We start from the raw sequence: 19,387 nt of genomic DNA, 5'->3' as shown, positions 1-19,387 counted from the left end.
ATACCTTCAGAGCTTGCGGATAATAGCCTCACACAACTGGTCCTGATTGAAGCCCTCCCCTTTTATGGTCAGGTCTGCATAGCGGGTATAAAGCGCGAAACGCTCCTCGAACAACTCGGCCAGAGACTGGTCCGGCCGCCGTGAAATCCCCCGAAGGCTGTAATCGCCAATACGGTGAATCACCGTCTCCAGTGAAATGTCCAGGAACACCACAGTACCGTTGCGCTTCAAATGCTGCATTGCAGCATCACTGTACACTGCACTGCCGCCGGTACTGATAACCTGATTGTGAACGTCCAGCGCCAGCAGCACCTGCTCCTCGATCTGACGCAAGGCCACATAGCCGTCCTGATCAACAATCTCCTGCAGGGTACGGCCGGCCTGCTCCTGAATCAGCAGGTCGGTGTCGATGAACCCCATGCCAAGGCGCTTGGCCACCAGCACACCAATGGTGCTTTTGCCACTGCCGGGCATGCCGATGAAAATCAGATTGCGGCCAGTAGGATCCACCATCACACCCGATCCTCCGCCGCATGGCAGGCGGCTGCGGTAAACAGGACATCGGTGGAGGAATTCAGGGCCGTTTCAGTGGAATCCTGCACCACGCTGATTACAAACCCGATGGCCACCGCCTGCATGGCAACCTCGGCGGAGATGCCGAACAGACTGGTAGCCAGAGGAATCAGCAACAAGGAACCACCTGCCACTCCGGACACGCCGCAGGCTGCAACCGCGGATACCACGCAAAGCAGCAGCGCCGTTGGCAAGTCAACCGGAATGCCGAGCGTATGGGCTGTGGCCAGGGTAATCACCGAGATGGTAATGGCTGCTCCGGCCATATTGATGGTTGCCCCCAGCGGGATAGAAATCGCGTAGGTGTCCGGGTCGAGTTTCAGGCGCTCACACAGGTTGAGATTGACCGGAATATTGGCGGCCGAACTGCGGGTAAAAAAGGCGGTAATCGCGCTCCCCCGCAGGCAGGTAAACACCAGGGGGTACGGGTTCCTGCGTGTGTAAGCAAAGACGATCAATGGATTGGTCACCAACGCCACAAACAGCATGCAGCCCACAATCACGGCCAGCAAATGACCATACTCGAGCAGGGCCGCCACACCAGACTCCGCCAGGGTATTGGCGACAAGGCCAAAAATGCCCAAAGGTGCCAGCCGGATGACCAGCTTCACGATACCGGAAACAGCGTCAGACAAATCGTTCAGAACCGACCGGGTAGCATCGCCGGACTGTCGCAACATCAACCCAAGGCCGATAGCCCAGGCCAGAATGGCAATGAAGTTCGCATCCATCAGTGCCGTGACCGGATTGGTAACCACGCTCAAAACCAGGTTCTGCAGAATCTCAACAATACTGCCCGGCGGATTGCCGGCCACTTCCGGCATATCCAGAGTAAGCTCAGAGGGGAACACAAAGCTGGCAACAACGGCCACCACAGCGGCCAGCAGGGTGCCAACCACATACAGCAACAACACCCCGCGAATGTGGGTAGGTTGCCCCTTCTGATGGGCAGCAATAGCCGACGCCACCAGTACAAATACTAGAATCGGCGCCACGGCGGTCAGAGCCGAAATGAATAATTGCCCAAGCAGCGATACTGACCGCGCCGCCTCTGGCGCAACAATGGCCAACAGTATGCCGGCAACAATGCCGATGGTAATTTGGGGGATCAAGCCCATTTGCAGTAACGGGCGGAGGAAAGCGGGCAGCCGGCTGGACATGTAAAAGCTCCTGTTTGTTGACTAAGGGGCCGTCCACCAGGCGGGCACACCCATCGGCGACCTTCAGATCGGTAAATCGTATTTTTTGGATACAAAAAGCAAAAAGGCAGATCAGTTAGTACTGATCTGCCTTTTTTATTGGTAGCGGGGGCTGGATTCGAACCAACGACCTTCGGGTTATGAGCCCGACGAGCTACCAGACTGCTCCACCCCGCATCAAACTGGCTGTTTACCGGGTCACCCCGATCAACGTGGCGCGAATAATACGGCGTGAAGTTGCCCCTGTCAAAGGAAATTACGGTTTTCCCGTAACTTAGCGTTCCAGAATCGCCGTCACGCCCTGACCACCCGCCGCGCAGATGGAAATCAGGCCTCGACCACTGCCCTTTTCTTCCAGCAATTTGGCCAGGGTTGCGACGATACGACCACCAGTGGCGGCAAACGGGTGCCCGGTTGCCAGACTGGAGCCTTTCACGTTCATCTTTGCCCGGTCAATACTGCCCAGCGGCGTGTCCAGGCCCAGGCGCTCCTTGCAGAAGACCGGATCTTCCCACGCCTTCAGGGTAGACAATACCTGGGCGGCGAAGGCTTCGTGAATTTCGTAGAAGTCGAAATCCTGCAGGGTCAGGCCTGCCTTCTCCAGCATGCGCGGCACGGCATAGGCCGGCGCCATCAGCAGGCCCTCTTTCTTGTCCACGAAGTCCACCGCTGCCACTTCAGAGAACGTCAGCCAGGCCTTCACTTCCATATTATTGGCTTTTGCCCACTCTTCACTTGCCAGCAACACGCAGGAGGCGCCATCCGTCAGGGCGGTGCTATTGGCAGCAGTCATGGTGCCGTTTTCACGATCAAAACAGGGCTTCAATGTAGCCAATTTTTCAAGGGTGGTATCCGGGCGCAGGATGTTGTCTTTATCCAGACCCGCCATCGGTGTCAGAAGATCCTCAAAGAAGCCCTCGTCATAGGCCTTGGCCAGCTTCTGGTGGCTTTCCCAGGCCAGGCGATCCTGGTCCTCACGGGCAATATTCCACTCCTTCGCCGTGACCTGACAGTGATCCCCCATGGACAGTCCGGTACGCGGCTCGCCATTCTCCGGAATCTCCGGCATCAGGTGGCCAGGGCGGAAACGGCCAAGAATCTTCAGGCGCTCCTTGGCGGTTTTGGCTCGGTTCAGGTCCAGAAGAATCTCCCGCAAGCCCTCACCCACACCGATGGGCGCATCCGACGTGGTATCGGTACCGCCGGCGATGCCGCATTCAATTTGCCCAAGAGCAATTTTGTTCGCCACCAGAATGGCTGCCTCAAGCCCGGTACCACAGGCCTGCTGGATATCATAGGCCGGCGTTTCCGGTGCCAGGCCCGAGCTCAACACCGACTCACGGGTAAGGTTGAAGTCCCGGGAATGTTTAATCACCGCACCAGCGACCACCTCGCCCAGCCTCATGCCCTGGAGGTTGTAGCGATCCACCAGGCCCCGAAGCGTGGATGTCAGCAGCTCCTGATTACTGATTTTGCTGTAGGCGGTGTTGGAGCGGGCAAACGGCGTACGATTACCGCCAATAACAGCGACGCGGCGAATGCCGGGCACCTTTTTGGTAGCCCGAGAACCGGATTTCGTGCCAGTACGAGTGGTTTTTGGTGCCTGTGCCATAGCAAACTGTCCCTTCAGTGGTGATCATAAGTGGTTTGATTCAGGTTAGCCCAGAGTCTAGCGCCTGGCGCCCGTTGCTCATTGGCAACTCTGACAACGCCATGACTGAGTTGAGTCAATCCAATAACTGGCAGAAGCTTTACCCTTTGGGCTATTTCATACTCAACCAAACTCACAAGGAAGAACATCATGTCTGACCTCTACCTGAAACTGGTTAACACTCCGGTTGGCAAAACCGCCGCACAGTCGCTGGGCTTGCCCTCCCCGGCGCCCCTCAGCCGCCTGAAGCGGGTCGACCAGCCATTTATTGAAGGCGACGTATTGATTGGCGCAGGCGCCGGTGCCCGCGCTATCGCCACCCTTGGCTCAATCATTGGCGCCAGCCCGGCGGGCCTGCACCATGCCACGGGTATCGAAACCCTGGCGGACTCCGCTCAGGCGGGCAACAAAGCCAAGGCGCTGGATGTGTCCGGCGAAGTGAACGGAAAGTTCTCAGCCCTGGTATTCGACGCGACCGGTCTCAAAAACCCTCAGGAACTACGTGCTCTGTACGACTTTTTCCATCCGACCATCCGCAAACTGGCCTCCAATGGCCGGGTGCTGGTGATAGGCCTGGACCCTCACACCTGCCGGAAGGCACCCCAGGCCGCCGCCCAGCAAGCCCTTGAAGGCTTTGTACGCGCCGTTGGCAAGGAAATTGGCAAGAAGGGCTGCACGGCCAACCTGGCATGGATGGCTCCGAACGCCGAGAACCAGCTGGATTCCACGGTTCGCTTCTTCCTGTCTGCACGCTCGGCTTATGTTTCCGGCCAGGTGGTGCGTATTGGCAAAGCAGAGGAAGCCAAAGCCACCAACCCGGTGGCTCCGCTGGCCGGCAAGGTAGCCCTGGTCACTGGCGCCTCCCGGGGCATTGGCGCAGCCATTGCAGAAACCCTGGCCCGCGACGGCGCAACCGTTATCGGCCTGGATATCCCCCCGGCATTGGAGGAACTGCAGAAAGTAACCGACGCCATCAAAGGCAAGGCGCTGGCCTGCGACATTACCGAAGAAAAGGCACCCAAGCTGATTGCAGATTTCATTGAAAAAGGAACCGGCGGGGTGGATTTTGTGGTTCACAACGCCGGCATTACCCGCGACAAAACCCTCGGAAACATGCCAGCGCACTTCTGGGATATGACGATCGCTGTCAACCTGACTGCTGAGGAGTTGATCGATGAAGAACTGGCCGAGCGCAAGCTGATGCGCGACAACGGCCGTATTGTTTGCATTTCCTCCATCAGCGGCATTGCCGGCAACTTCGGCCAGACCAACTATTCCTGCGCCAAGAGCGGTGTGATCGGTTATGTGGAATCTATGGCAAAGCACCTGAAAAACGGCATAACCATCAACGCCATTGCCCCCGGTTTCATCGAAACCCAGATGACCGCCGCCATGCCATTCACCATCCGCGAGGCGGGCCGGCGAATGAACAGCCTGTCTCAGGGCGGACAACCGGTAGACGTTGCAGAAGCCATTGCCTGGTACTGCAACCCGGCTTCTGCCGGCGTTAACGGCAACGTTGTGCGGGTGTGCGGGCAGTCGCTGATCGGCAAATGATGCCGGACCTTGCACCAACCTGAACGACGAGAAACCGGGGGCATCGAGCTCCCGGTTTTTTGTATCGGGGAAGCGGTCAGACTTTCCTTCAGGCGAAAAAAAAGCAGATCCGTTTGGATCTGCTTTTCTTCACATCTGGTGGGTGGTGCAGGGATCGAACCTGCGACCCTCGCCTTGTAAGGGCGATGCTCTCCCAGCTGAGCTAACCACCCGGGAAAAAGTTGGCGGAGCGGACGGGACTCGAACCCGCGACCCCCGGCGTGACAGGCCGGTATTCTAACCAACTGAACTACCGCTCCGCATCGGTTCAACGCTGCAAATAAACGCCGAACCTGAAACCGCTTGAAAATGGTGGGTGGTGCAGGGATCGAACCTGCGACCCTCGCCTTGTAAGGGCGATGCTCTCCCAGCTGAGCTAACCACCCACTTCGTGGCCTTACTGTTCTTCAGGCTCAAAGCGGTCACTTGTTGCGCTTAGCGCTTGTTGATTCAGCATTGCTGCATCAACCAAGTGAGACGCGCATTTTAAGCATTTCACTCACCGTGTCAAATGTTTTCCGGAAAATTCATGAATTTTTTCTGACCCGGCATTACCTGAGCATTTATTAATCAAAATCAGGGGCTTGTGTGCCGTTTGCGCCCGCCAGGAAAGTCGCGCACCTCCCCGGTTTTCTGGCCCGCCTGCTCGCCCTTCTGACGCAACGCCAACTCACTGACTTTGTCTCTCCGTTCATTCGGTATCGCCTGACTGGCCAGCGAACGGTTGAGATCATCCAGCTTGACCCTGACATCCCGCCAGGACTCTTCCAGATAGGGCACCAGGCGCCCCGCCACTTTCTCGAATCGAACTACCAGATTATCTTTGAGCGACATTGTTTTTATCTCACCGCAGTCAACCAACTCCAGTGTAGACAACCCTCGCTCAGAAAATCCACCAGCCGCCGCCGGATTCCTCTTCACGGCGCCGCTTACGCTCCAATTCCAGCTTTGCGTAATCCCGCTCCAACGCCTCCAGCTTCTGATCCGCCTCCAGGGGCTCTGTGGGGCCACCACCGAACGGCCAGTACCAGGAGGCAGACTCATACTTACCCTGCTGTTTCAGTTGCTCAACCTCAAGCTCCCGCTCTTCCTCCAACGCCGCCTTTCGCTTCTTGTAATCCATGTCTTCATTGACCTCAACAATGGAAGCACCAGCATGATTCGGCGCCAGCAGGTCGCTGTTGAGGAACAGGGTGGAAACAATCTGACCGGACTGCATGGCGTAGTCACGGGTCACCAGCTGCAGATCGCCACTGGCCAGGGGATGATCCGGGTCCAGATCCGGATGGCGCCGCTCCGGCTCGGTCAGCTCGTTGTAACGCAGGTAATAGATCTTGCCGGGCTCAACCCGCAGCGTGGCATCGGCAATCAGGCTCAAGCTGAACGAATTCAGCCCCTCCAGTCCCAACAGCGGCCTGCGCATAGCAATGTGGCGCTCACCGGGTTTCACCTCAAGCCAGGTGTAGCTGTTGTTGCGGATGTTGAAGTAGTGCTTGTCGTCGATGTAGACGCTGGGCGACTCGATCTCATCCGCAGCCCATTGGGAGTGAGTGCGGTAGAAGTAAAGAACAGCATTGCGCTGATCCCAGGCATCGGTGTCGATATGGACAAAGTCATGCCCCGACACAGGATGCAGGAAAGCCCCCACACTCTTGCCAATAGATTGATAGATGGTACAGCCGGAGAGCGCCACCACACACAACAGGGCGATAGCGTTCCGAAGGTAAGGCACTCGTTTTTTCATTGTTATGCACTCTTCATCCCTATCGAGTTAGCCGATGATAACAACTGCCACTCAATAGAAATGAGAGCTACCGCAAGGGATGAATACAAATCGTTACATTCACCCCCTACACCTTGGAAGCCGAGTCTTCTGGAGAAGGCAAGAGCCTAGTTTCCGGAAACCTGCGAGCGAAGCTGGTTAACCTCTTCGGACAACCGGACCAGCCGGGAAGTAAGCTGAGACCGCGACGCATCCACCGCATCAACGGTTTTCTTGAGCTCAGACAGCTGATTCCTCAAAGCCCGGACCTCGCCGTCGCCCGCCATGGAGTCCACCTTCTGTTCCAGCGCGGCAATCTGGCCTTCCATGCCACTGATCCCCAGCTTTTGCTCCTGCTCAAAGCGCCTTATCCGGCTCTCAACCACCTGGTCCACATCACCGATCTGCTGACTCAACCGTGTCAACTGCTGCGTTGCCTCCTGGTTCGCTCGCTCCAGCGAAGCGACGGAATCGTCAAGCCGCTGCCGCACCTGCGCCACATCCGCCGACAACCCGGTGCGTGCCTGCTCCAACGATGAGGTCAAATCAGACGCAGCCTTGTTTGCCTGGGCAAGCTGATCATCAACATCCGCCAACCTTTGCTGGTGCTCATCAAGCCGTTTTTTGTTGCGCTCGTTGGCAATCACCCAGAGTTTACGGATTTCACTGTCTGCGGAATCCAGGCGCTCGTCATTAGCCGCAATCTTCTCCTCCAGGGAAGCTCCCCGCTCCTGCAGCGACTCCCCGGTTTCTGATAACTCACCCTCAAAGCGCGCCAGCGCCAACTTACTCTGCCGAGCCCAGTAATCCGCCTCTTCCAGCTGCCCCTCAAGGGCTTCAATACGCTCATTCTGAAAATACCAGCCGGCACCCGCGCCTGCGGCCACGACCACCAACAAAAGCCACATCAACAACCCACCTCCCGGGCCGCCACCGCCAGACGTCTTCTCCGGTTTTGGGGGCTTAGGAGGCTTCTGCCGGTTACTGGCGGATTTACCTTTTTGCCCATCAGGCTTTCTGGGCTCGGCGCCACCAATAGGGGGCTCAGCTCTCAGCTCGTCATCGTCCGGGCGAATGGGTTCCATTACTACTCCTGAATCGGGATGGTCAAAATGTCAGCCACGATAATACCCGTACTTAACAATCCGTTAAAATGAAGCCTTTTAAAGATTACCGGAACCACGCCCGCCCTGTGTTGCATGGTAGGTAGGCAAAACATACAATGGCCGGCTTTCCAATTATCACAGGACAGTTGCATATGCAGCCGCTTGTAGGACTCATCATGGGCTCGAAATCCGACTGGCCCACCATGGAACACGCCGCCGACATGCTCGAAAAACTCGGCGTCGCCTACGAAACCCGGGTGGTCTCCGCCCACCGCACCCCCGACCTGCTCTTTGACTATGCCAAAACCGCAGCCGACCGCGGCCTGAAAGTCATCATTGCAGGCGCCGGCGGTGCAGCTCACCTACCCGGCATGGTTGCCTCCCAGACCTCTCTGCCAGTCCTGGGCGTTCCTGTACAATCAAAGGCCCTGAACGGCCTGGATTCGCTGCTGTCTATCGTACAGATGCCTGGCGGCATCGCCGTTGGCACGCTGGCCATCGGCAAAGCGGGCGCCACCAACGCCGGCCTGCTGGCAGCACAGATTATTGGCACGTCTGACGATGGCGTCCGAAAGGCTGTTGACGAGTTCAGAGCAACACAGACACAAACAATTCTGGATAACCCTGATCCAAGAGATCAGTGAAGCCAACTCCCAAGGCTGGATGAGCAGTTCGGGGAAGGCTTTCCAAAACTGTGCGGAGCCATGGATGGCGGAGCCCAAGCGCCCCATGGATGGGCTTGAGCGTGTTTTGGAAAGCCTTCCCCGAACTGCTCACACCACCAATGTCAGAGCCGAAACCGTGGCAGGAGAAATTACATGAGAATTGGTGTACTTGGCGCCGGCCAGCTAGGCCGCATGCTAGCCCTCGCAGGCTACCCCCTGGCCAAAGACTTCGTGTTCTATGACATGTCCGGCAGTCCCAGCGCCGGCCTTGGCGAAGTCATCATCGACCGTGACGGCCAATACCTGGACGACTTCATCTCCCGGGTGGACCGCGTTACCTACGAATTCGAACACCTGCCCGTCGCCGTGGCAGAAGAACTCGCCAAACACAAACCCGTGCATCCCTGCCCCAGGGCCCTGGAAGTTTGCCAGAACCGCGAAGCCGAAAAGACCCTGTTCGGCCGCCTGGGCATCCCCACACCCCAATGGCAAATCGCAGACAGCGCCGAGTCACTCAAAGCCGCTGCCGAAGAACTCGGCTGCCCGGTGGTTGCCAAGTCCATCACCGAAGGCTACGACGGCAAAGGCCAGGCAGTACTGAAAACACCGGAAGAAGCACAAGCCGCCTGGAGCAGCATCGGGCACCCACGGGTGATCGTCGAAAAGTTCGTCAACTTCAAACGTGAAGTATCGATTATTGCCGTGCGCGCGGAGGACGGCGACCTGGCCTTCTACCCCATTGCCGAGAACACCCACCACGAAGGCATCCTTCGTTATTCCATTGCTCCCGCGCCTGCGCTTCAGGCACACATTCAGCAAGACGCAGAGAAATACATCAAATCTCTGCTGAACGAATTGAACTACGTGGGCGTATTAACCCTCGAGCTTTTTGAGACCGATGACGGCCTGGTGGCCAACGAAATGGCGCCGCGAGTACACAACTCCGGGCACTGGACCATCGAAGGTGCCATGACCAGCCAGTTTGAAAACCACATTCGCGCTGTCAGCGGCCATGCCCTGGGCAACGTGGCAGCCAGAGGGCTTAGCTGCATGATTAACATCATCGGCGAGCATGGAGACATTGAACGCATACTGGAACTGCCCTACGCTCATGTTCACCTCTACAATAAAGGTGAGCGCCCGGGGCGCAAGCTGGGACATGTAAACATTCTGGCCGACAGCTACGAAGAACTGGTGTGGCGGGTCCGGAACTGCGCACAGTTCCTGCCCGGCAGCCCCGAGTTTACAAGCACTCTTACACCAAGGGGTTGATTTAGCTCAAATCGCCCCTATATTGCTGTGACGTACACATTCAACATAAACAGAGAGACAGGGAGAACGACCTCATGGCATTTGAACTTCCCGCACTGCCTTACGAAAAAAACGCTCTGGAACCGCACATGTCCCAGGAAACCCTGGAATACCATTACGGCAAGCACCACCAGACCTACGTCACCAAGCTGAATGGCCTGATTGACGGCACCGATAATGCCAGCAAATCCCTGGAAGACATTATCAAGAGCGCTAGCGGCCCACTGTTTAACAACGCTGCGCAGGTGTGGAACCACACCTTCTTCTGGAACTGCCTGAGCCCGAACGGCGGTGGCGAGCCCACTGGCGCTGCCAAAGAAGCGATCGAGAAAGCGTTTGGTTCTTTCGAAGAGTTCAAGAAAGAATTCAACGACAAAGCCGCCAACAACTTCGGCTCCGGCTGGACCTGGCTGGTGAAGAAGGCCGACGGCAGCGTAGCCATCGTTAATACCAGCAACGCGGAAACTCCGCTGACCGGCGCTGACAAGCCGGTACTGACTGTTGACGTTTGGGAACACGCCTACTACATCGATTACCGGAACAGCCGCCCGAATTACCTCGAAGGCTTCTGGAACCTGGTCAACTGGAATTTCGTTAACGAAAATCTGGCCTGATCACAGAGTAGTGCCGTCGGAAGCTGCCCGGCCGCTTCCGCCTGAACGCCCGCCAGGTCAGCCTGGCGGGCGTTTCTGTATCCAAATGCGACGAAACCGCAACAAATCGATACACGCCCACCCATGATTATTTGAAAAAATCGGCCATACTCCATGCAGTTGCAAAAAATCTGAACCATACTGTCGTACACGGCAGGCCTGACCCTGGCGCCTGCACCCAAGAACAATCCGGACAGATGAGCCACAAGACTCGGAATGCAAACCGCCTTCAAAGTTGAAAATCACCTGGGATACCGAATCCTGCGCTGGGTGCTGATTGTCGCCCTGTTGACAGGCATCCTGGTCAGCACCGTTCAGGTTGTTCTCGACGCCAGGCGGGTATCCATGGAACTGGAACGCCAGGCCAACCAGACCATGGCAATGGTTCGTGACGCCGCCACCCAGTCCGTTTTCAGTATTGATGACACCCTGGCCCAGCAAGTGGTTGATGGCCTTTTCGCGCTGGAGCCCATTCACCTCGCTCGCATTTCCCACCCGGATGGCGACCAATTGGGCGGCCGGCTCAGGCCGCTGCAAGACCGGGCATTCCGCCCCATTACCGACCCCATTTTCGGCAGCATTCGTGAATACCGCGAAAGCCTGCACCGAGGCACCAGCCCAGACACGATCTACGGCTACCTTGAATTGCACTACGACACTGCCCCTATCGCTGAGAACTGGCTGAACCGGGCATTAATCACCTTTGGTTCAGGCATTGCACTGGCACTGATTCTGGGCCTTGTACTGTTCGTGGTGTTCCACCTGGTACTTACCCGCCCCCTTTTGCGCATTGTACAGTCCGTTCGCACAGTCGACCCGGCACGGCCCGACGACCGGCTGATTGCGGTTCCGGACGGACATCGGGCAGACGAGCTTGGGCTATGGGTGAACGCCACCAACAATCTTCTGGTATCTATCGCTGAGAGCCAGAAAAGGCATCAGGAAGCCGAAGATCGGGTCAATCGCCTGGCACGCTATGACACTCTGACCGGGCTACCCAGCCGCGACGCATTCATGGAAGACCTGCAACACGACATCGTGGCTGCCAGGGAATCCCATGGCACACTGGCATTGACGGTTTGCGGCATTGATGACTTCAAATCCGTGAACGAACAGTGCGGCTTCCGAACTGGCGACACCATATTGCAGACCGTCGCCAGTCGCCTGACCGCCAACCTGCCTTCGGAACGGTTCAGTGTTGCCCGGCTGGGCAGCGACCAGTTTGTGGTTGTTGAGAAGCGGCTGCGCGATGGATTTCAGGCGGCCGATACCGCCGAAAAGATTCTGGGCAGCTTCGCCACCCCGATCAACGCCGGCAACCACCGCATATCCATGACGGCTACCCTCGGTATTGCCTTGTTCCCCTCTGATGCTGACCAGGCCGACCGTCTTCTGCAAAGCGCCGAACAGACCATGGCACTGGCCAAACAGAATGGACACAATCATTTCCAGTTCTACGTAGCCAGCATTGATCAGGAAATCCGTGAACGCAAACAGCTTGAGAAAGACCTGAGCAACGCCCTCGCAAATCACGAGTTCCATCTGGTCTACCAGCCTCAGATCAACCTTGAGACCAAGCGAATTATCGGTGCAGAAGCGCTGTTGCGCTGGGAACATCCCGAGCGCGGCATGATCCCCCCGGACCACTTTATCCCCGTTGCCGAGTCCAATGGTGCCATTGTCGAGATTGGCCAATGGGTGCTCGACCAGGCCTGCTGGCAAGCCGCCCGATGGGCCAGTGAAGGCTCACCCCTTAGAATTGCTGTGAACCTGTCTGCTGTTCAGCTTCGCCAGGAATCAATCGTCGATGACATACTGAACACCCTGAAACGCCACAGCATTCCCGCCGGCCGGCTGGAGCTTGAGGTCACCGAAACCAGCTTTATGACCAATCTCACCGACGCCGTGGCCAAGCTGCATCGCCTTCATCGTGCAGGCATCAGCATCGCGGTGGACGATTTTGGCACCGGATACTCATCCCTCACCTACCTGAAGCAGATGCCAGTTCAGCACCTGAAAATCGACAAGCAGTTCATTCGGGACTTGCTGGTCAACGAGGAAGACACACGAATTGCCAACACCATCATAGACCTTGGTAAAAGCCTGAACCTTACCGTCGTGGCCGAAGGGGTTGAAACCGCTGAACAAGAGTACTATCTGAGCCAGCGTGGCTGTAAACTGGCTCAGGGGTACTTTTTCAGCAAGCCACTGCCACCCAAGGAATTTGAGACGTTTGTACAGACTTTCCATGCCCGTATCGTGGAAAATAACGCCTGAACCTTTCACCCTGAGGAGTAGTCATGGGAACGACCGTCATCGGCCTTGTTGTTATTGCCGTTGTCATACTTTACCTGGTGTTTATCTACAACAACCTGGTATCGCTGCGTAATCAGTTCAAGAATGGCTTTGCGCAGATTGATGTGCAGCTACAACGCCGCCATGACCTGATTCCCAACCTGGTGGAAGCCGCCAAAGCCTACCTCGTTCACGAAAAATCCACGCTGACCCAAGTGATGGAAGCCCGCAACAACGCAGTCAGCGCCCAGAAAGACGCGGCGAAAGACCCGGGAGATGGCACCAAAATACAGCGATTGGGCAGTGCCGAGAACCTGCTGACCAAAGCCCTGGCAAATTTCTACGCCGTCTCGGAAAACTACCCGGAACTGAAAGCCAACGAAACCATCCAGCAATTGATGGAAGAGCTCTCCAGTACCGAAAACCGGGTAGCCTTTGCCCGCCAGGCCTACAATGACGGTGTGATGACCTACAACATTTTCCGCGAGAAGTTCCCGAACAACATTGTCGCCGGCATGTTTGCCTTCAAGGAAACCGCCCAGCTGCAACTGGAAACCCCGGAAGCGCGCCAGGTACCAAAAGTCAGCTTCTGAGGCCTGAATCATGGCAAACTCCGGTTTCTTCCAGCGCCAGGCCCATGCCCGGCGCAATACCGGCCTGTTAATCGTACTGTTCCTGACAGCCGTCACCCTGATTACCCTGGCCGTTTGTCTGGTCGGTTACCTTGTCACCCGCAGCCAAACCTCCGCTCTGCCCTTCCATTACTGGCTCACTTCCAGCCACGGACTCACCACCGCACTTGCGGTGGTGTTGCTTATAGGCGTTGGCTCGCTGGTTCGCTGGGCAGACCTGGCTGGCGGCGGTAGCCGGGTGGCCAAAATGGTGGGCGCCCGTCCGATTGAGCCCGACACCAAAGATGCCGAGGAACGCAAACTTCGCAATATCGTGGAAGAAATGGCCATCGCCAGTGGCGTGCCCGTGCCAGACCTTTACGTGATGGGCAACGAGACCAGCATCAACGCCTTTGTGGCAGGCTACACGCCTGGTGAGGCCGTTATGGTGGTTACGCACGGCGCACTTACCCACCTCACCCGAGACGAGCTTCAGGGCGTGGTGGGGCACGAGTTCAGCCATATATTGAATGGTGATATGCGCATTAACGTCCGGCTGATTGCGCTGCTGGCCGGCATTCTGATGCTAGGTCAGATTGGCCAGTTCCTGCTTCGGGCAGGTTTCTACAGCGGCGGCCGAAGCCGAAACCGGGATGGCCGGGCGCAGGCTGCAATGGGCCTGATAGGTTTGGCCCTGATGATCATCGGCTATGTGGGTGTGTTCTTCGGCCGGCTGATTCAGGCAGCGGTATCCCGGCAAAGGGAAATGCTGGCCGACGCCTCATCCGTACAATTTACCCGTAACCCCGAAGGCATAGGCAGCGCCCTGTTCAAGATTGGCATGAAGGGCGGCTACCTGGACACCACCAGCCATGCCAGCGATATGAACCACATGTGTTTTGGTGAGTCGGCACGGATGAAGTTCAGCACCCTGCTCGCGTCCCACCCGCCCATCAACGAACGCATCAATGCGATCCAACCGGGTATGCTGGCACGCTTACGCAGCCGCCTGCGAGACACTGAACCAAGCCAAAAGCTGCGCCAGGACACCTCCAGAACTGCCGGTAAAGCGGGCCTGAACGACCTGGTCAATCAGGTTGTGGCGCCTGCCAGGGGCCGTAGTAGCTCATCACCGGTGCGCTCTTCCCTGGCACCCAATACGCCACAGCCGGCTGAAAAGCTGTCCACACGGGTAGGCACCGTCAGCGCCCAGAGCGAAGCCTTTGCTGTCCAGCTTCTGGAACAATTGCCATCCACCTTCCGTAACCTGCTCTACACCCGCTCCGGCGCGATTCAGCTGTGCTATGCCCTGCTGATCTTTGATCTCTCGCCGAGCATCCAGAAACAACGACTGACGCTGTTAACCGAACACCCGCTACTGGGCGCTCAGCCAGAACTGCTGGACAAGATGCTGCCAGCCCTGGCAAGGCTGGGTGAAACTGCACGCTTCCCGGTACTGGAACTGGCCATGCCGGCATTGCGGAAACTGGACCCGGAAGAACGCGACGCCCTGCTTGAAAACGTTCAGAAGCTGGTCGCAGCCGACAACCGGGTGAGCCTGTTCGAGATGGCCCTGACCACCTTCCTGAACCGGCATCTCGGGCTTGGCGCAGAACAGGTTGTACCGGTCAAATACAGGAACTATCGCCAGGTGATGCCGGCCCTGCGGCGCCTGCTCAGCCTGTTCGCCCGCGCCGGCACCGACACCCCTGAGGACGCAGACAAACTGTATCTTGAAGCCATGGCCGGCTTTGGTACCGGTCAGGAAGAAAGCAGAGCCGGGAAGGTGTCCATGCGAGAACTGAGAGAAGCGCTGGAAATACTGAATCGGCTGTCGCCGCTACTGAAGCCCGCCGTCATCGACGCCTGCGGCTACTGCGTGACCCACGATGGCAAGGTGGATGTTCGGGAGTATGAATTAATGCGGCTGGTGGCAGACCAGCTGGATTGCCCGATGCCTCTAAGGGGTCTGTCCCCGAACGGGGACTGACCCACCTTTGCCCGTCTGTTGCGACCAAGTCTGACCACGTACGTAGCCCGCCAAGATGGGTCAGTCCCCATTCGGGGACAGACCCTGGGGGACAGACCCACTTTTGCCCGTCTGTTGCACCCCAGCCTAACTACCTACTGGGCCTTCCAAAATGGGTCAGTCCCCATGCGGGGACAGACCCTGGGGGACAGACCCTGAGGGACAGACCCCTTGACCCTATTGCCTACGCCCCTGGAACAGCATATCAACGGAGGGCGGGTCTTCCGGGGCGGGCAGGCCGAGCTTTTCGCGGACTTCAAGGTTTACGTCCCACAGCTGGTTAAACTTCTCGGTAGTGGCAGCCACGCTCTCGTCTTTGCCGAGCATAATGGTCGGCCTCAGGAAGACCAGCAAGTTGCGCTTGATGCGGGTTTCAGATTCCGATGAGAACAGGCGCCCAAGCAACGGGATATCCCCTAGCAGCGGCACCTTACTCTTGTTGACCTGGAAGTCATCCTTGATCAGCCCGCCCAGAACCACGGTTTCACCATCATCGGCGAGCACAGTGGTTTTGATCTCACGTTTGTTAGTAATCAGATCGGAGGCGCCGGAGACCGTCGTGGTAGAGATATCCTCGGTGGTCTGCTCGACCACCAGCCGAACCAGGCCGTCGGCACTAATGGTCGGTGTTACTTTCAGGGAAAGGCCCACATCACGGCGCTCAATGGTGGTAAACGGGTTGGTGGTTCCATCACCGGTGACCGTCGACTGCCCTGTCCGGAACGGCACGTTCTGGCCCACAATAATCTCGGATTCCTGATTATCCAGGGTAATGATGCTCGGTGTCGAAAGCAGGTTGGCAGCGGATGAGGAAGACAGCGCCTGAATCAGAATACCCCAGGTGAGACCGTCCCGATCCCGCTGGCCAGCGCCAACGGTAATGCCTCCGCCCAACTGCGGCAGGGTATCGCCTACCAGCGCACCAATCACCGAGTTCAGCCCCAGCATGCCCTCACCACTGGTAAGGTTAGTGCCCATTACCGGGAAAGCGTTGGCAGACTCATCACCAGCCGCCAGTTGGACACCCAACTGATCTCCCAGCTCGTCACTGATCTCGACAATCGCCGCTTCAATCATCACCTGAGCCCGGCGCACATCCAGAGCGGCCACAATTTGCTCGGCTTCCTGCATCAACGACGGCTCGCCACGGACAACCAACGCATTCAAACCTTCATCGGCGAACACCGAGAAGCTTGCGGAACGGCTACCCGATGAGCCACTGCCCCCGGAACCACTGCCGGTACTCGATTCCCGCACCACTTCGCCCATCACGCCCTTTAGGATTTCGGTCAGGGCTTTGGAGTCAGCGTGCTTGAGTCGGATGACTTTTGTCGTGCCGCCAGTTGCCGAGGGCTGATCAAGCTGGCGAATCAAGCCCCGCATTTTGTCACGAAAAGTCTCGTCGCCCCTGAGAATCAGCCGATTGCTTCGCTCATCCGCAGTCACACTGTACTTTCTCGCGGAACTGTCACCGCTACCACGACGCAATTCATCGGGCGCGAGTTCCTGCAGGAGTTTGACCATATCGCCCACCCAGGCTTCCCTGAGCTGGATAACCTCAACCTCGTATTTGGAAGGGCTGTCCAGTTCGCGAACGATCTGCTCAATACGCTGGATATTGGACGAATGGTCACTGACAATCAGCGCGTTAGCTGCTGCCACGCCGGCCAGATGTCCATACTTGGCCACCAGCGGGCGCAGGATGGGCACCAACTCCAGGGCATTGGCATTATCAATTTGGATAACCCGGGTAATCAGCTGTTCAGATGGGGTAACCTCGAATCGATCCAGAATCTCGGCAGACTGCTTTGCATCCACCTGCTGGATGATCTTGATCACTTCTTCCCCGGGAATGGCGGTGAAACCGTGCACATTCAATACCGCCAGGAACAGATCATAGATTTCGTGCTTGTTCATGGGCGCACTGGACAGTACGGTCACCTTGCCCTTAACCCTGGGGTCCACCACAAAACTGTACCCGGTAATATCCGCCACCTGAGTGACAAAAGCCCGGATGTCCGCATCCTTGAGGTTCAACCGCCAGGTTTCATCCTGTGCCTGAGCCACCGATAGGATTGGCAACAGCAGAAGAAACACGAGGGTCCGGAGTACGTTGGTCTTGTGGTTATACATCTGGCGATATCGTCCTGTTGTAATGTTCCCGATCAGCGCCACTGCTCGGGTATGGCATAGCTGACGGTCAGTATGGAGCCGTCTCGTTCTATCTCGATATCCAGCTGGGCCTGGCTTCGCCAGTCTTCCAGCAGGGATTTGTCCTGTTCTACATCACCCAGGCGCTGACCGTTAATGGCAGTAATGACATCGCCCTGGCGCAGATTGACCGCATTGAGCATCGGGTTGGAGCCATCGTACACATACCCAGAAGCGCCGCTGTCATCCGCTGGCCGTAAGCCGTAAGCCGCCAATGCCGCCGCCCCTTCTGCATCCAGCTGCTGCCTGGCCCCGGCCAGGAAATCATCGGGCGATTCTGCCGCCTGAACCGGTGCGTCCGCAACCATTACCGAAGAGTCCAGCTTCTCTTCAAATGCGAGTGACTCATAGCGGCCACCACGCCGAATCAGAATGCGGTCTGATTCCACCTCGGCCAGCTCTGCATTACCGGGCAGGGTTTCACCTACCCGGTAATACTCGGTTTCACCATTGCTTCCGGCAACTATAGCACCGGAGTCTTCCGGCCGCTGCCCTATCAGCACCCCCTCGAGGCGCAACCGTAACCCGGTTTCCGGTGCGCTGCGGCGAACAACCTCTGCCACACCGGCCTGCTGCTCTGGCCGGCCGAAGAATTCGTAACCGGCGATGGAAGCCTGGGGTACCCGGTTCTGGGCGCCAGGTTGGCCACCCAACTGTGCCGGGACATCCGGAACCGGCCGATCAGACCATGCATACAGCCAGGTCAGTTTGGCTGCCGAAATACTGAGATAAACCACCAGGGCGACCAGAATAATGTTTGCCAGGGCTCTGGATAGACGCTCCTGATGATGTACTGCCAATCCTGCCACGTCAGAACCCTCCCGGCAGTATTGGCTGACGAACCCGGAACACCACATCACCCGGGCGCGCACTGTCGGGCCATGGCTGCTGCGCCAGGTCAACCATGCGCTTATATACCCTGAGCTCCATCATGCCGTCCCAAAGAATACTGGCATCCGCAGCTGGGCCATCGCCGCCCTGCTCCGATACCGTCAAAGCAACGCCACCCTCGGTGGTATCTACATTAGCCTGCATAGGCGGGAACTCTGCCTGCCCGGTCTGATTCCCCATAGGCCAGGTAACCAGCCCTCCATTCCAGCGCCCGACACCGTCGGCTTGCTGTAATCGGGTATCCGCGAAGACCAGGCGTAGTCGATCGATACTGACGTCCCCTTCAATCATCGCTCCGCCGCTCTGGCGAATCAGATCTTCGAATTCCTCTACCGCTATTCGGCCGCGGGCCGTCACATCCAGGTTACCCGGCCAACCGATACTAGCAGTTCCCTCCACCCGGGATTGTGACGACGCCAGGGAAATTCCAATCGGTAACTCCAATCCGGTCAGCGAGGGCCACCCCAACGTCCACTGCACCCGGGCCGGAAAACCGGCAACCACAACGCCTGCGGCGCCATCCCAGAGCCGACCCGACACCTGTTGCACCACTACCTGCGGTGGCAACTGGACATACCGGGAAGCCTGATGCCAAACCCATCCCGCCGGCACCCACAGCACCAGAACCACGCCATACACCAGCAAGCCAAGCAGCAACATCAGCAGGATCTTGGCAGGGCGCAGGAAAGGCTTGGCTTGGGGTTCAGTCATTGAGTTTTGCACGTTAATGAACGGGTAACCGAGTCTAACAAAGCCATTGGGCAACTTCATGACAAAAATAACGAAAAACCCCGCACCAGTGTGAACCAGCGCGGGGTTTTTCAGGGGTAGATC

General features: G+C 57.5%; 16 protein-coding genes and 4 tRNA genes. 7 read left to right on the top strand and 13 right to left on the bottom strand.

The window, feature by feature from the left end; genetic code table 11:
- Window positions 1-6 precede the first annotated feature (6 nt).
- The 4 genes from C7H10_RS14040 to C7H10_RS14025 form a co-directional block, all read right to left on the bottom strand.
- Window positions 7-513: a shikimate kinase gene (locus C7H10_RS14040; protein WP_106695378.1), complete on the bottom strand. Its 507-nt coding sequence runs from the start codon at window positions 511-513 to the stop codon at window positions 7-9.
- Complete coding sequence (sstT, locus tag C7H10_RS14035; RefSeq protein WP_106695377.1) at window positions 513-1,733, bottom strand: serine/threonine transporter SstT; 1,221 nt, start codon at window positions 1,731-1,733, stop codon at window positions 513-515. Before sstT ends, C7H10_RS14040 begins: the two co-directional genes overlap by 1 nt.
- A 139-nt stretch (window positions 1,734-1,872) precedes the next feature.
- Window positions 1,873-1,949: transfer RNA gene (locus tag C7H10_RS14030), tRNA-Met, on the bottom strand.
- A gap of 97 nt (window positions 1,950-2,046) precedes the next feature.
- Window positions 2,047-3,321 (bottom strand): acetyl-CoA C-acetyltransferase, encoded by a 1,275-nt coding sequence (locus C7H10_RS14025; protein WP_106696000.1) that lies wholly within the window; start codon window positions 3,319-3,321, stop codon window positions 2,047-2,049.
- A 252-nt stretch (window positions 3,322-3,573) separates the two neighbouring features.
- Here C7H10_RS14025 and C7H10_RS14020 point away from each other — a divergent pair, with 252 nt between their 5' ends.
- Window positions 3,574-4,980 (top strand): 3-oxoacyl-ACP reductase, encoded by a 1,407-nt coding sequence (locus C7H10_RS14020; protein WP_106695376.1) that lies wholly within the window; start codon window positions 3,574-3,576, stop codon window positions 4,978-4,980.
- Window positions 4,981-5,116: 136 nt separating this feature from the next.
- Here C7H10_RS14020 and C7H10_RS14015 read toward each other — a convergent pair.
- The 6 genes from C7H10_RS14015 to C7H10_RS13990 all read right to left on the bottom strand — a co-directional run bounded on the left by C7H10_RS14015 (window position 5,117) and on the right by C7H10_RS13990 (window position 7,866).
- A tRNA-Val gene (locus C7H10_RS14015) sits at window positions 5,117-5,192 on the bottom strand.
- Window positions 5,193-5,202: 10 nt separating this feature from the next.
- Window positions 5,203-5,279, bottom strand: a tRNA-Asp gene (locus C7H10_RS14010).
- A 50-nt stretch (window positions 5,280-5,329) separates the two neighbouring features.
- Window positions 5,330-5,405: transfer RNA gene (locus tag C7H10_RS14005), tRNA-Val, on the bottom strand.
- A gap of 190 nt (window positions 5,406-5,595) precedes the next feature.
- Window positions 5,596-5,853 carry a hypothetical protein gene (locus tag C7H10_RS14000; protein ID WP_061331734.1) on the bottom strand — a complete coding sequence of 86 codons (258 nt, stop codon included), beginning with the start codon at window positions 5,851-5,853 and terminating at the stop codon, window positions 5,596-5,598.
- Window positions 5,854-5,902: 49 nt separating this feature from the next.
- Window positions 5,903-6,763 (bottom strand): DUF2846 domain-containing protein, encoded by an 861-nt coding sequence (locus C7H10_RS13995; RefSeq protein WP_061331733.1) that lies wholly within the window; start codon window positions 6,761-6,763, stop codon window positions 5,903-5,905.
- A gap of 146 nt (window positions 6,764-6,909) precedes the next feature.
- On the bottom strand, window positions 6,910-7,866 hold the full coding sequence (locus tag C7H10_RS13990) for a hypothetical protein (RefSeq protein WP_106695375.1): 957 nt from the start codon (window positions 7,864-7,866) through the stop codon (window positions 6,910-6,912).
- Window positions 7,867-8,039: 173 nt separating this feature from the next.
- On the opposite strand from C7H10_RS13990, the gene purE reads away from it, so the two are divergent.
- The 6 genes from purE to C7H10_RS13960 all read left to right on the top strand — a co-directional run bounded on the left by purE (window position 8,040) and on the right by C7H10_RS13960 (window position 15,412).
- Complete coding sequence (gene purE / locus C7H10_RS13985; protein ID WP_061331731.1) at window positions 8,040-8,531, top strand: 5-(carboxyamino)imidazole ribonucleotide mutase; 492 nt, start codon at window positions 8,040-8,042, stop codon at window positions 8,529-8,531.
- Window positions 8,532-8,705: 174 nt separating this feature from the next.
- Window positions 8,706-9,824, top strand: a complete 1,119-nt coding sequence (locus C7H10_RS13980) for a 5-(carboxyamino)imidazole ribonucleotide synthase (protein ID WP_106695374.1) — start codon at window positions 8,706-8,708, stop codon at window positions 9,822-9,824.
- A 74-nt stretch (window positions 9,825-9,898) separates the two neighbouring features.
- The gene (sodB, locus tag C7H10_RS13975) at window positions 9,899-10,477 is read left to right on the top strand and encodes a superoxide dismutase [Fe] (RefSeq protein WP_058091808.1); all 579 of its coding nucleotides are present in this window, start codon (window positions 9,899-9,901) and stop codon (window positions 10,475-10,477) included.
- Window positions 10,478-10,732: 255 nt separating this feature from the next.
- Entirely contained in the window at window positions 10,733-12,793 is a 2,061-nt protein-coding gene (locus tag C7H10_RS13970) for a putative bifunctional diguanylate cyclase/phosphodiesterase (RefSeq protein WP_106695373.1), read from the top strand.
- Window positions 12,794-12,816: 23 nt separating this feature from the next.
- Window positions 12,817-13,404 carry a LemA family protein gene (locus C7H10_RS13965; RefSeq protein WP_058091810.1) on the top strand — a complete coding sequence of 196 codons (588 nt, stop codon included), beginning with the start codon at window positions 12,817-12,819 and terminating at the stop codon, window positions 13,402-13,404.
- Window positions 13,405-13,414: 10 nt separating this feature from the next.
- On the top strand, window positions 13,415-15,412 hold the full coding sequence (locus C7H10_RS13960; RefSeq protein WP_106695372.1) for a M48 family metallopeptidase: 1,998 nt from the start codon (window positions 13,415-13,417) through the stop codon (window positions 15,410-15,412).
- Between the two features lie 216 nt (window positions 15,413-15,628).
- Here the strand turns inward: C7H10_RS13960 and gspD are convergent, their stop codons facing one another.
- Genes gspD through gspN form a run of 3 tightly spaced genes read right to left on the bottom strand, consistent with a single transcriptional unit; the run spans window position 15,629 to window position 19,264 of the window.
- A complete protein-coding gene (gene gspD, locus C7H10_RS13955) occupies window positions 15,629-17,584 on the bottom strand; it encodes a type II secretion system secretin GspD (RefSeq protein ID WP_106695371.1) in 1,956 nt (651 codons plus the stop codon).
- Between the two features lie 32 nt (window positions 17,585-17,616).
- Window positions 17,617-18,471, bottom strand: a complete 855-nt coding sequence (locus C7H10_RS13950; protein WP_106695370.1) for a type II secretion system protein N — start codon at window positions 18,469-18,471, stop codon at window positions 17,617-17,619.
- Between the two features lies 1 nt (window position 18,472).
- Window positions 18,473-19,264: a type II secretion system protein N gene (gene gspN, locus C7H10_RS13945; RefSeq protein ID WP_106695999.1), complete on the bottom strand. Its 792-nt coding sequence runs from the start codon at window positions 19,262-19,264 to the stop codon at window positions 18,473-18,475.
- Between the last annotated feature and the right edge of the window lie 123 nt (window positions 19,265-19,387).

The sequence above is a fragment of the Marinobacter shengliensis genome (assembly GCF_003007715.1).
Classification (GTDB): domain Bacteria; phylum Pseudomonadota; class Gammaproteobacteria; order Pseudomonadales; family Oleiphilaceae; genus Marinobacter; species Marinobacter shengliensis.
This window is presented reverse-complemented; position numbering and strand designations above follow the sequence as displayed.

Excerpts from the sequence above, each read along its gene's own strand:
- C7H10_RS13970 (WP_106695373.1), top strand. The coding sequence starts at position 10,733 with ATGCAAACCGCCTTCAAAGTTGAAAATCACCTGGGATACCGAATCCTG.
- C7H10_RS14000 (WP_061331734.1), bottom strand. The coding sequence starts at position 5,853 with ATGTCGCTCAAAGATAATCTGGTAGTTCGATTCGAGAAAGTGGCGGGG.
- sstT (WP_106695377.1), bottom strand. The coding sequence starts at position 1,733 with ATGTCCAGCCGGCTGCCCGCTTTCCTCCGCCCGTTACTGCAAATGGGC.
- C7H10_RS14020 (WP_106695376.1), top strand. The coding sequence starts at position 3,574 with ATGTCTGACCTCTACCTGAAACTGGTTAACACTCCGGTTGGCAAAACC.
- C7H10_RS13980 (WP_106695374.1), top strand. The coding sequence starts at position 8,706 with ATGAGAATTGGTGTACTTGGCGCCGGCCAGCTAGGCCGCATGCTAGCC.
- C7H10_RS13990 (WP_106695375.1), bottom strand. The coding sequence starts at position 7,866 with ATGGAACCCATTCGCCCGGACGATGACGAGCTGAGAGCTGAGCCCCCT.
- purE (WP_061331731.1), top strand. The coding sequence starts at position 8,040 with ATGCAGCCGCTTGTAGGACTCATCATGGGCTCGAAATCCGACTGGCCC.
- C7H10_RS13960 (WP_106695372.1), top strand. The coding sequence starts at position 13,415 with ATGGCAAACTCCGGTTTCTTCCAGCGCCAGGCCCATGCCCGGCGCAAT.
- C7H10_RS13995 (WP_061331733.1), bottom strand. The coding sequence starts at position 6,763 with ATGAAAAAACGAGTGCCTTACCTTCGGAACGCTATCGCCCTGTTGTGT.
- gspN (WP_106695999.1), bottom strand. The coding sequence starts at position 19,264 with ATGACTGAACCCCAAGCCAAGCCTTTCCTGCGCCCTGCCAAGATCCTG.
- C7H10_RS13965 (WP_058091810.1), top strand. The coding sequence starts at position 12,817 with ATGGGAACGACCGTCATCGGCCTTGTTGTTATTGCCGTTGTCATACTT.
- gspD (WP_106695371.1), bottom strand. The coding sequence starts at position 17,584 with ATGTATAACCACAAGACCAACGTACTCCGGACCCTCGTGTTTCTTCTG.
- sodB (WP_058091808.1), top strand. The coding sequence starts at position 9,899 with ATGGCATTTGAACTTCCCGCACTGCCTTACGAAAAAAACGCTCTGGAA.
- C7H10_RS14040 (WP_106695378.1), bottom strand. The coding sequence starts at position 513 with ATGGTGGATCCTACTGGCCGCAATCTGATTTTCATCGGCATGCCCGGC.